We start from the raw sequence: 12,323 nt of genomic DNA on the forward strand, positions 1-12,323 counted from the left end.
ATTCCAATGCGTCTAAGACACGCCGCAAGCAAGTCCCCACCCCTTATGTGAACAAAAAGCAGTCTAAAGGACGGTATTGATAAGAACCGGACTATTCTAATATATTGATCTTGTTTGATTTATTTTTTACATTGGCCGCAGGTACTTTTAACGCGCAATTTAAGTTTTATATTTGAGTGTAACAGTCATTAAATTGCTTTACTTCAAAGACCTAGCAAATGTAGGATGATATTAATCAATAACTTAAACGCTCGGCTTTATCGGTCGAGTCGTTCAGTAAGCTGTTAAGTTTTCATTATGAACAGAAGCACTTTTTCAATCATTGGTGAGCGTTACTTAGATACGCAACACGATGACGAGTACATTCAAGGTTTAGAATCCGAGCTAAAGCGAAGAGGCGTTACAGGGCTTTATCGATGGTTATTGGAGTACATCGCCGCAGCTAGTTTGTGGTGGAATATCCTTTGGTGGGATTGGTGTGAGTTAAACGAAAAAGATATAAAAATTGGTTGGATACAAAATCTTGTCGTGTTTGGCTTGGCTAGCATATTAGCTAGTTTTCTGTTTAGTCTTAATTTTGGTGTCGGGGTTTTTCTTGCCCTGCATATTTTAACAACATGGTTAGGTTTTGGGCTTCGTTCGGGCACAAAACTTAACAAGCAAAGGCAGGGCGATGCGTAAACGCACGCCTGCTTTGAGCGTTATATGTCAAAGAGGTCGACTCAATGAAATGCCCAGAATGCAGGGAAGAGTTTGGTTATTTACATCTAAATGACAGAGTTGAAACAAAGAATTGTACCGTATTTAAATGCCCTAGTTGTTCAGTAGAATTAAACAATCTGTCTCTTTTGAAGATCTCAAAGCGGCAAGATTTTTTCATCTATGGCGGAGTTATTGTTTTAATTATGGTGCTTGTAATTGAGTCCATTTTTTCAGAAGACGCGATGAGTACATTGTCAGTCGTGATAATCCTTACTATATGCCCATTAAGCATTTTATTTGGTTATTTGGAGATGAGAAAAATAGACTCTTCTTACTATAATCTGGCTGATAAGCATAATGACATATAACAAACCAAGTCATCGGAAAACCACTCACTGGCTGCGCCAAAGCGTTCGCGTTTTCCGCTGCTTGGGGCGTTATACGTAATTATGAATACTAAGCTCGCTGCAATATTTTTAATCCTAAGTTTTAATTGTTTTGGAAGTAATATGGAACAAGGAAAAGTTGAAACTCAAAAGTTATTTGATTCTGTATTTCCAATAGCTAAACAACTTTTGTTGGAAAATGAAGAGTTCTTTCCATTTGGTGAAATAATGAAACCAAATGGCGAACAAGTTAACCTATCTGCTTCAAATGGTGAAGAAAGACCTAAATCATCAGAATTAATCGACTTACTTAAAAATCACTACATCGATTCAGCTAAAGCCAAAGAAATTATTGCATCAGCTTTGGTTTATGACGTTATGGTTAATGGCTCTGATTCAATTGCTGTAGATTTAGATCACGTTAGTGGTTATTCAGTTATCGTTGTCGTACCTTACGAGTTAACTAAAACAGAGTTAATTATCGGTGAAATGTTCACGATCAAAGGTAAGAACAGTATATTTTAGTTTGGTGTATATTACGTATAACACATATGAGCCTTCCGCCAGTCAATAGGCGAGCCTAACTTATTTGACTGCTTTTGCAGTCAAATTAAAATCAATCAACAAATTCATCTACTTCGTCTGTCATTTAACTGTCAAATCATCGTTTACAGCAAACACAAACGAATAACATGGCCACCCACAAACGAATAACATGGCCACCCAAAATTATTGGCTAAACATTAACCACTCAACTACGCTTTATGTACCCTTCCTAAATGGTATTTGAAGATGGCCAGACCAAGACAGACAATCGTCAGGCTAGAAGATACGCCTTCTCCTGCAAATAGAGAGTAGTCACTGTTGTTCGCGTGTGGTGCGTAAGGCTTTTCTGTGCGGTTTTGATAACTCAACAGGTGAAAACTTTGAGCATCGACGAGAGTGGGTTGATGCTCGTATTCTTGAATTAGCGACAATTTTCGCCATTGATATTTGTGCCTATGCATTCTTTGTAATGAACAGGGAGTAACCATTTACATGTAGTGGTTAAAGTGGATGCAGACAAAGCAAAACAATGGTCAGATAAAGAAGTGCTAATTCAATGGCACAAAGGCTTTAAAGGGACCTTACTGACACACAAGTTTGTAAAAGGTGAAGAGCTGAATGAATTTGAATTAAAGACGGTTAATGACAGTATCACCCAATATCGCCAACGCTTAATCGATATCAGTTGGTTTATGCGCTCGCTTAGTGAGCCAATAGCCAGAATGGCCAATAAAGAAGATAAATGCACAGGTCGCTTCTGGGAAGGTAGGTTTAAATCACAAGCATTACTAGATGAAGCCGCAGTATTAGCTTGTATGGCTTATGTCGATTTGAATCCTATTCGGGCTAGGATGGCTGCTACCCCCGAAAGCTCAGACTACACCAGCATTCAGCGTCGAATAAATTCAGCGATAAAAGGTGAGCAACCAACAGAATTATTGCCTTTTGTGGGTAATGAGCGTTTGAACATGCCTAATGGGTTAATGTTCAGCGTAAAAGACTACATCGTACAGGTTGAAGATACCGGCAGGATAATTCGACAAGATAAGCGTGGTGCCATTAGCTCAAGTAGCCAGAATATTCTCAATCGATTAAATATACCTGCTGAAAACTGGTTAAAAATCACTACCGAATTTGGCGGATTATTCAAAGGTGCAGCAGGGGCTTTACCTGCATTAACTGACTATTGTGAGCATTTAGACCGAAAGCGACGACAAGGCGCAGCCAACTGTCAGCGCTGGTTGTGCGCATAAGCATTAACTTTCTAATCTTATCCTACCGATAACCATTTATCTCATACTTGATTGATATCACGCTTTTCTGCTGTGTTGAATTTAGCTTATTAGCAACTTTGCGGCAATTGAGACCACATTATTTTAATCGCTCGGCTAAACCTATTGATTCAGATAATGATAGTCAGTGTTAGTAACTCAAAACGAAAGGAGTTATGTTATGACTTCAAAATCATGGGTGGCATCTTTTATTTTTATTGAGGTGCTGCATACGATGAGTTTTTTATTTTTTCGATATGAAAAAGGTGCTTGTGTTCCTTTATTTTTTTAGGTTTTTTCTAATTAGGTGTCTGTTATAAATAAATTTTGTTAAATATAAGGCGGCTAATTTCGCTGTTGGGATAGCTTTCTATCTGCGCAGTTTATTTAAGTGCGATGCCTAATACAGATTTATACAAATTACATGGCTACATAGAGCCTAATTCTATCTGCTTATTTATTTAACGGCTCTGTTAGATGTTTAGATAAAGCACCTGAAATTGCTTCTACCATGGGTTTTATCTGTGAACACTATGATGTAAATGGCCATGGAGTTGAAATTGACGGCGGCATTCGCTTGTAAACTTAAGCATGTTATTATGCTGACCCAAAGCCGAGCCTAGCTCGGCTTTTGTGTGTGCCAAACTTATTTATTGGCATAGGTATAAGCATAATATTGCTATTGATAACATTTTTATGAAGGGACTAAAGTGAACATTACAATGATAGAAGTGTGGATTAAAAAGGTCATGCTGCTTGTGGGTATATTGGGTGTGATTGTTATCTACGCTGGTTTTTTGTATCTGTTTTTCAGTGGTCGCTCGACTGCGGGTTTACCCTGGTTTTTGCTTATATCGCCGTGGATCTGTATTTACTTTGGCTTATCACAAACTCGCCAATTAGCCACAATTGGTTGGTTTGTTAATAAATTCACCTTCACTAAAAATTAAAATCCTTAAAAGGTAAGTTAACTTGTCCGATAAAATCTCAACGCCATCATCGCTTATCACGGCAGCTTTAACCTTGATAGCATTGGTGGCGTTTGCTGCTAATTCTGTATTAAGCCGTATGGCACTAGGCGGGGGTGAAGCCCGCTTAATTGATGCCGATTCATTCACCTTAATTCGATTATTATCAGGTGCATTAACCCTGTGGTTTATTGTTGGTTGCATGCATTTATATCAACAAAAACCAGCCAAGTTATCAGACTCGTTGACCTCCCTTAAGCAGCATTCTTATCAACATCATCCATTTTACAACTGGCGTAAGTGGTTAGGGGCGTTAAGTTTACTGGCCTATGCTTGGTTATTTTCTATCGCTTATTTGTCGTTAGATACCGCAACGGGAGCGCTGGTTTTATTTGGTGCGGTACAATTATCAATGAATGTGGTTGCGGTTATTCAAGGGCAAAGGCCCACGGCATTTGAAGTTATCGGCAGTGTTATTGCGTTTATCGGGCTTGGATATTTGTTGTGGCCTAATATCGGCACGCCTCAATATTGGTCGATGATACTCATGGCATTAAGTGGTATGGCGTGGGGAATGTATTCTTTACTTGGGCGACAAAGTCACTCTCCGGTACTAGATTCTGCCGATTACTTTAGCCGAAGTATGATTTTAATGCTGGCCGTGTTGACCATATTAAGTTTGGCAATGAATGTTAATTCAGTGCAATTAACATTAAGCAATACACTGCAAAGTGCGCATTATGATGGAGTCATATTAGCCATAGTGTCCGGTGCGTTGACCTCAGGTATTGGTTACGCTATTTGGTATAAGGCGTTAACAGGGCTTAACCCATCAAAAGCCGCTGCACTGCAATTAAGTGTGCCTTTTATTGCCGCCGTTGGAGGTGTTGTGTTTAATCATGAAACATTAAGCCTGCATTTAATCGCTAGCGGGGCAATCATTTTAAGTGGTATCTCACTGGTGTTAATCGCGCGTAAGAAGTAACTTAAATGGTTAGGGTATTTACATTGATAATGTGCAAAACCCCGCAAGCGACACCTAATAATGAGCTGGATTATTTGCTATTGGTATAGCTTAGCTCATGTAAATTGTTGATAATTGATATCGCGCTAATTTTACCTATGCCTTATTTGCTAGTAGGGTAATATTGTTAACTTGGCTGATTTGTTATAAACAGTAGGGTTTAATGCAATGGGCAGCTTGGCTTCTTTTGGTTTATTAAAACGCCCTAAATAAAGTAGATAGAGATTAATACATATGTATCATCCTAAAAAACAACAAGGTTTTACTTTAATCGAGTTAGTTGTCGTTATTATTATTTTAGGTATTTTAGCCGTTGTAGCTGCACCTAAGTTTATCAATATCAGTGGCGATGCGCGTATTGCCTCGCTTGAATCTTTAGAAGGGGCTATGCGATCAGCATCTGAGTTAGTCAATGTGAAAGCGAGAATAGAAAATAAGACAGATTGCGCTATAGACCCTGTGGTTAAAGTAGGAAGTGAGTCTATTACTTTGCGTTGTGGGTATCCCTGTCCTCATCCGAATGGAATCGCTAAAGCCGTTGAAACTGACGCTAGTTTTACTTGGGTGGGTGGTAATTGTAGCGGGCAATTGGGTGCGATAGAAGTTAAAGTCAAACTGGCACCTGATCCTAATACCTGTAAGATTCGATATTCTTCAGCTCGTAATAATGTTCCACCAAGTTTTACCTCAACAATAACGGGTTGTTGATATAATTAAAGTCACTATTTTATGTTGAAATTTTGACGATCTTGTCATGATGTTTTGTCGGGACTTTGGTTTATTTATACATTTTCTGCTTCAATGGCTTTGTTCGCCTTCCTTTTTTTGTGTGGCCTTTATAGTAATCACTTTTATTTATATTGTTTATCTAGTTGATTTTAAAACGTTGGGCAAGTTTGAGATCAAGTGAATCCATTCCAATAATAGCTAGATTGGCTCTAGCAGTTGCTAGGCAATATATTAATTACAGTTTTACTCTTTTCGATGGTTTACAGCGATGGGGGAGACTTACTTAGGCGATTGATCGATTTGCCTAACTCAATCGGTTAATATGCTGACCTGAAAGATTATCTAAGTAACCTTTAGTTAAGTCTCCATTTAGTTTAGTCGCATGATAGAGGGTTTATGACACAAGAAGCAGTTTTTCCAATTGGCACGCCGGGGCAACCTTGGGATGAGTCAGAGAAAGCACAATGGTTAGCCCAAGTTACCATTAAGCGCAGTTATCAAGATGAAGTGATGAGCAAGTTTGCCGCTTTATCAGCAGAGTTTGAACAGGTTAATTATGGCGCACTAACATTTGATGCGGCTAAATATCCTTTGTTTGCCTTTAAAACTAAAAATTGGAGTGCCACTAAAAAGACCATACTGGTCACCGGTGGGGTACACGGTTATGAAACCAGTGGTGTTCATGGTGCCATTCAATTTTTAGACACTAAAGCCGCGCACTATAGCCAATATTTTAATATTGCCGTGGCGCCTTGTATTAGCCCATGGGGATATGAAACGGTCAATCGTTGGAACCCTAAAGCAATTGACCCGAATCGCTCATTTTATGCTGATAGCCCTGCCGAAGAGTCTGCAGCCTTAATGGCTTTTGTTGCCTCATTAGGTGAGGTGTACGCACATATTGATTTGCATGAAACTACCGACACAGACGAATGTGAATTTAGACCACTACTGTCAGCAAGAGATGGTAAAGAGTATGAGGCGGGTATTATTCCTGATGGCTTTTATTTAGTCGGCGACTCTGAAAATCCAACGCCTGAGTTTCAAAAAGCAATTATTGATGCTGTGGCAAAAATAACCCATATCGCGCCAGATGATGACGGCCAATTAATTGAAGTGCCTATTGAGCAATTTGGGGTGATTAATTATCCGGTTAAAAAACTCAGTTTATGCGCTGGTATTACCCATAATCATTTTAATACTACAACAGAAGTTTACCCGGATAGCCCTAATGTAACGGCTAAAGAATGTAATGATGCCCAAGTTGCGGCAATAACTGGTGGACTTGATTATATAATTGAATATTTAAAAATAGGCTAAAATAACGTTTAGATATTGATGACGTTCAGTAGACAGGACGTCATTTTATGATTCGCTAAGCTATCATTTCGCTTAGGTTGATAAATAGTCCAAAAATCTCTAAAATGTCGCGCTTGATTCTGCCTGTCTTTGTCCTATATTGCTTATTCTTATAGCGTCAGGCAAAACGGTTACTTTAATTATCCTGTTAGCCATTTAGCTTATAGTTACCAAGCTTAGGTTTATTGCGCTAACACTCATACTCGATTTGGAATTTCATTTTGATTACTACAGCTAACATTACGATGCAGTTTGGTGCTAAGCCACTGTTTGAAAATCTATCAGTTAAATTTGGTGGCGGTAACCGCTACGGTTTAATTGGTGCAAACGGTTGTGGTAAATCAACCTTTATGAAAATTCTTGGCGGCGATTTAGAACCATCAAGCGGTAATGTGTCGTTAGATCCACATGAGCGTATGGGTAAATTGAGTCAAGACCAATTCGCATTTGATGAATTTAGTGTCATTGATACTGTGATCATGGGCCACAAAGAATTATGGGAAGTTAAGCTTGAACGTGACCGTATATACTCTTTAGCTGAAATGAGTGAAGAAGACGGCATCAAGGTGTCTGAGCTTGAAATGGAATTTGCTGAAATGGACGGTTACACCGCTGAATCTCGCGCGGGTGACTTATTATTGGGTGTCGGTATTGGCACTGATCAGCATTTTGGCTTAATGAGTGAAATTGCGCCAGGCTTTAAACTTCGAGTCTTGTTGGCTCAGGCGTTGTTTTCAGATCCAGACTTATTGTTACTTGACGAACCCACCAACAACTTGGACATCGATACTATTCGTTGGTTACAAGATATGTTGAATCAACGTAACAGCACCATGGTTATTATTTCCCATGACCGTTATTTCTTAAACTCAGTGTGTACTCACATGGCTGACTTAGATTACGGTGCACTGCGAGTTTATCCTGGTAACTATGATGAATACATGACTGCAGCGCAGCAGTCTCGTGAGCGTTTACAATCTGATAATGCGAAGAAAAAAGCCCAAATTGCTGAACTACAAGGCTTCGTGGCACGTTTCTCTGCTAACGCATCTAAAGCTAAACAAGCAACATCTCGTGCTAAACAAATCGATAAAATTAAACTTGATGAAATTAAAGCCTCAAGTCGTGTTAACCCGTTTATTCGTTTCGAACAAGAAAAGAAATTGTTCCGTAATGCGCTAGTGGTTGAAAACCTAGCCAAAGGGTACGACACACCATTATTCAGTAAACTTGATTTGATGGTTGAAGTGGGCGAGCGCATCGCTATTTTGGGCGAAAACGGTATTGGTAAAACAACACTGTTGCGCACACTAGTCCATGATATCCCACAGGATGAAGGTACGATTCAGTGGTCTGAAAACCATAACATTGGTTATTATGCTCAAGATCACGAAGCTGATTTTGCCAATGACATGACCTTGTTTGAGTGGATGAGCCAGTGGCGCAAAGAGAATGACGACGACCAATCTGTACGTGGTATTTTAGGCCGTATGTTGTTCGGCTCTGACGATATCAAAAAGTCAGTGACTGTGTTATCTGGTGGGGAAAAAGGCCGTATGTATTTTGGTAAGCTAATTATGCAAAAACCAAATATATTATTACTTGATGAACCGACTAACCACATGGACATGGAATCGATTGAGTCATTAAACAATGCGTTAGAGTTATATGAAGGAACATTAATTTTTGTGTCCCATGACCGTGCATTTGTATCGTCTTTAGCAACACGTATTATTGAATTAACCAAAGATGGTATTAATGACTTCAAAGGTACTTATGATGAGTTCCTTGGTAGCCGAGGCATTGAAAGCTAAATAATTGCTTTCGCGCCAAAATATTCAAGCCCTGAACGAAAGTTCGGGGCTTTTTGTTTTCAGGGCGGTAGACTTGAGTTATTACTAATGATGCAGAGGATCTTATGAGCCTATCCCACGAACAAGCTATTCAAGCACTAACAAATGTAAATTGCCGCAGTAACTTTAATATCAAAAACGTTACCGAATATATGCTGCCAGAGTTAAAAGAGGCGGTGTATTTACACCTTGATGCCAAAACCCCTTTGTTGATTATTCGACCCGCCTTTGAGGTATTTTCCAGCGAATTAGCTACTATTGAAGGTGTACATGCTAAATATGATTACCATCATAATGCGCAAATGACTCGTTTTCCGACTCGACGCAATAAAGGTCTATCAGAAATTCACTACGGTTTAGCCTTTAAGTTTGATAATGAAAAAGCGGTTGAAGCCTTTATTAATCGATTAATTGAAATCGTAACTGGTTAAAAAATCTGAACACATTGTGAACCCTATATAAGGAGGCTTGCCATGACACACCCTTTTGATATTAATCAATTTAATTATCGCTCAACGGGTAAGAACTCCGCTTTAATATGGTCTCATGGTTTGCTTGGCTGCATGCAAAGTGAAGATGCGTTAGGGATTTATGCCTGGCATCGATTCCCTAAAAAACTCACCCTATTGCGATTTGATGCTATTGGTCATGGTTTATCTGCCACAACAAATAACAAATCAGACTATCTTTGGACAAGCCTTGCTGAAGATACCTATCAACTCGGCACTAAGGTGCTTGGTGACACGGCAGTCGTGTTAGGCGGTCAGTCAATGGGCTGTGCGAGCAGTTTATTTAGCGCTATTCTTCATCCTGAATGGGTTAAAGGGCTGATTTTGATGAACCCGCCTACCGCCTGGGAATTAAGGGTTAAGCAAAAAGAGTATTATCACAAAGTTGCTAAAGCTGCCAAAATGCTTGGTGGTAAAGGGTTGGCTAAAATTAATGCCAAACATATTAATAGAATGCTGCCTTCGTGGCTGATTGACGCTCATAAACACAGCGTTTTGGGCATGCTTGATGGCTTAAAAAGTATGAAGCGAGGTAGCCTTGAACAGCTGTTTTTAGCTGCAGCTGAGAATGATTTTCCAACACATGAGCAATTAGCTAAGCTTAATGTTCCTTGTTTAATCCTTGCGTGGGACGGTGATGAAACGCACCCTTTGTCCTGTGCGAACACCTTAGCTGAGGTGCTGCCTAATTCGACTTTGCATGTAGCGCAAAGTATGGCTGATGTTGACGAATGGCCTGAACTGATTATCACCTTTTGTCAGCAACTAGAGTAATTACACGATGCATATCACATTTTAAGCTATTATTTACTTATAACATGTTTTTTGCTTTAGTTTTTCAGGGTGTTAATCGATATAGTCTATTATAAATGTATGTGTTAATTACGATTAAATAAGGATCTTTATGAATTGGCAATGGATTGGTAATCTTAAAATTTCCCAAAAGCTAGCATTTTTGGCACTTCCCCCTTTACTTATTTCCATTATTTATGGCGGTATGTTTGTCTATAATCAATATCAAACAAAGCAACAACTCAATCTTATTTTAGTATTAACTGAGTTAGCGGTTACCAATAGTGCTTTTGTACATGAACTGCAAAAAGAACGCGGAATGAGCGCGGGTTTTATTGGCTCTAATGGTCAATCTTTCAAAGATGCCCTGCCAAAACAGCGGCAGCTGACTGACCAACAAATTCGTATATTTAATGATGTTGTAGAAAGCTCTGATTTACCACCAGTATTTAGCGATAAGTTATCTCAAGTGACTCAATCATTACAACAACTGCAGAAGATGCGGGTCTCTGTTGATTCATTAACCATTTCGGTTGCAGATGAAGTTAAATATTACACCCACATGAATACGATACTATTATCTATGGTCGACAATGCAGCTGATGAAACCAGTATTAGTGAGTTGGCGCTACGATTAAAATCTTTTGCTGCATTTTTACAAGCTAAAGAGCGCGCAGGTATTGAACGTGCTGTATTAAGCACGACCTTTGGCCAGCAAGGTTTTAAGTCAGAAATGTATCGCAAATTTGTCACGTTAGTTGCGGAGCAAAATATCTATGCTGAGCGTTTTATCGCGTCGGCATTAAGCGAAGATGGGCAATTATATAAAGACGCATTACAATCAGCGGCGTTTACAGATGTTGATAATATGCGCAATATCGGTTTTTCGCAAAATACCGATGCAATAGCGCAACAAAACCCAGAAGATTGGTTTAAAACATCAACTGTTAGAATAAATATTCTTGCCGATATCGAACAAAAATTGGCACAAAGGCTACAGTTATTGGCGCAATCTAAGCTAGATTATGCATCCCAACACATGTTTACTTCATTACTGGCGTTAATTATAGCGCTGTCATTTGTTGTGCTTGTTACTCTAAGTATTGCTAAATATTTACATGTTAGCTTACGAAAAGTGCAAAAAACCATCACCCATGTAGGGGCTAATTTTGATTTAACCACTCGAATTGACCATCAAACCTCTGACGAGTTTGGCCAGCTGGCATTATCCTTTAACAGCATGATGGTGGAATTTGAAAATATTATCATGCAAGTGAGGAAAAATGCGCTCAGTTTGGTCAATGCTGTAGAAAAGATGAATGGCTTTACCAGTGCAATGCAAACAGATGTATCAGAAGGTTCTGCTGAAGCTGAGCAAGTCGCGTCAGCGATGACCGAGATGAGTGCTACCGTTACCCAAATTGCGGCTAATGCCGTGCAAGCATCAGAAGCATCTGCTCAAGCTAATTCAGAGGCTAAACTGGGTAATAGTGATGTGAGTAAAACTAGCTATGCGATTAAAGCGTTAGCGAATGAGATTAGTGATGCCGCCACAGCAATTCAAAACTTAGATCAAGATGTGCATGATATTGTCACTATTTTGGATGTGATCAGCTCTATTGCTGAGCAGACAAATTTATTGGCACTTAATGCTGCTATTGAAGCCGCAAGGGCGGGAGATCAAGGACGAGGTTTTGCTGTTGTTGCAGATGAAGTACGTACATTGGCACAACGTTCTCAAAAATCGACTGAAGATATTAAAACGATGACTGATAAGCTTAAAGCGGGCGCTGCACTGGCGGTTAAAGCGATGGAGCGTGGTAAAGAACAAGCTGATAAAAGTGTGGATGAAGCAGTGCATGCAGGTAAAGAGCTTAGCCTTATCGTAGAGCATGTAGGTGTGATAGATAGAATGAATGAGCAAATAGCGACTTCTACACATGAGCAATCTGCTGTTGCGGAAGAAGTTAATCGTAACGCATTAAAAATTAGTGAAATTTATCAACATACCCAAGATATAGTCCATCAAATTGCTGAGTTGAATGACCTACTCCTAAATGATGCCAGTGGTATGTCGGGAACCGTCAGTAAATTTACCTTATCAAAATAGGTTTACTACCACTACCTCTACCACTATTACTATTAATATTAGTAAAATACAAGCCGAGCATATGCTCGGTTTTA

At 39.3% G+C, this 12,323-nt stretch carries 10 protein-coding genes and 1 pseudogene; all 11 read left to right on the forward strand.

Annotation, left to right across the window (positions count from 1 at the left end; translation table 11 throughout):
• Window positions 1–297: 297 nt before the first annotated feature.
• The 11 genes and pseudogenes from ACRWP9_RS09675 (at window position 298) to ACRWP9_RS09725 (ending at window position 12,249) form a co-directional block, all read left to right on the forward strand.
• Window positions 298–681 (forward strand): hypothetical protein, encoded by a 384-nt coding sequence (locus ACRWP9_RS09675; RefSeq protein WP_434925846.1) that lies wholly within the window; start codon window positions 298–300, stop codon window positions 679–681.
• 530 nt (window positions 682–1,211) lie between these two features.
• On the forward strand, window positions 1,212–1,613 hold the full coding sequence (locus ACRWP9_RS09680; RefSeq protein ID WP_434925847.1) for a hypothetical protein: 402 nt from the start codon (window positions 1,212–1,214) through the stop codon (window positions 1,611–1,613).
• Between the two features lie 267 nt (window positions 1,614–1,880).
• Window positions 1,881–2,887: pseudogene (locus ACRWP9_RS09685) on the forward strand (transposase).
• 740 nt (window positions 2,888–3,627) lie between these two features.
• Entirely contained in the window at window positions 3,628–3,855 is a 228-nt protein-coding gene (locus ACRWP9_RS09690) for a hypothetical protein (RefSeq protein WP_434929012.1), read from the forward strand.
• 22 nt (window positions 3,856–3,877) lie between these two features.
• Entirely contained in the window at window positions 3,878–4,858 is a 981-nt protein-coding gene (locus ACRWP9_RS09695; protein WP_434925848.1) for a DMT family transporter, read from the forward strand.
• A 273-nt stretch (window positions 4,859–5,131) separates the two neighbouring features.
• Window positions 5,132–5,605 carry a type II secretion system protein gene (locus ACRWP9_RS09700; RefSeq protein ID WP_434925849.1) on the forward strand — a complete coding sequence of 158 codons (474 nt, stop codon included), beginning with the start codon at window positions 5,132–5,134 and terminating at the stop codon, window positions 5,603–5,605.
• 417 nt (window positions 5,606–6,022) lie between these two features.
• Complete coding sequence (locus ACRWP9_RS09705; protein WP_434925850.1) at window positions 6,023–6,946, forward strand: M14 family metallopeptidase; 924 nt, start codon at window positions 6,023–6,025, stop codon at window positions 6,944–6,946.
• A 260-nt stretch (window positions 6,947–7,206) separates the two neighbouring features.
• Window positions 7,207–8,799 (forward strand): ABC-F family ATPase, encoded by a 1,593-nt coding sequence (locus ACRWP9_RS09710; RefSeq protein ID WP_434925851.1) that lies wholly within the window; start codon window positions 7,207–7,209, stop codon window positions 8,797–8,799.
• A gap of 104 nt (window positions 8,800–8,903) precedes the next feature.
• Window positions 8,904–9,269, forward strand: coding sequence for a hypothetical protein (locus tag ACRWP9_RS09715; protein ID WP_226410258.1), 366 nt, complete (start codon window positions 8,904–8,906; stop codon window positions 9,267–9,269).
• A gap of 42 nt (window positions 9,270–9,311) precedes the next feature.
• Window positions 9,312–10,121 carry an alpha/beta fold hydrolase gene (locus ACRWP9_RS09720; RefSeq protein WP_434925852.1) on the forward strand — a complete coding sequence of 270 codons (810 nt, stop codon included), beginning with the start codon at window positions 9,312–9,314 and terminating at the stop codon, window positions 10,119–10,121.
• A 130-nt stretch (window positions 10,122–10,251) separates the two neighbouring features.
• Window positions 10,252–12,249, forward strand: a complete 1,998-nt coding sequence (locus tag ACRWP9_RS09725; RefSeq protein ID WP_434925853.1) for a methyl-accepting chemotaxis protein — start codon at window positions 10,252–10,254, stop codon at window positions 12,247–12,249.
• The last annotated feature ends 74 nt before the right edge of the window (window positions 12,250–12,323 follow it).

The sequence above is a fragment of the Shewanella sp. HL-SH2 genome (assembly GCF_051164935.1).
Taxonomy (GTDB): domain Bacteria; phylum Pseudomonadota; class Gammaproteobacteria; order Enterobacterales; family Shewanellaceae; genus Shewanella; species Shewanella glacialimarina.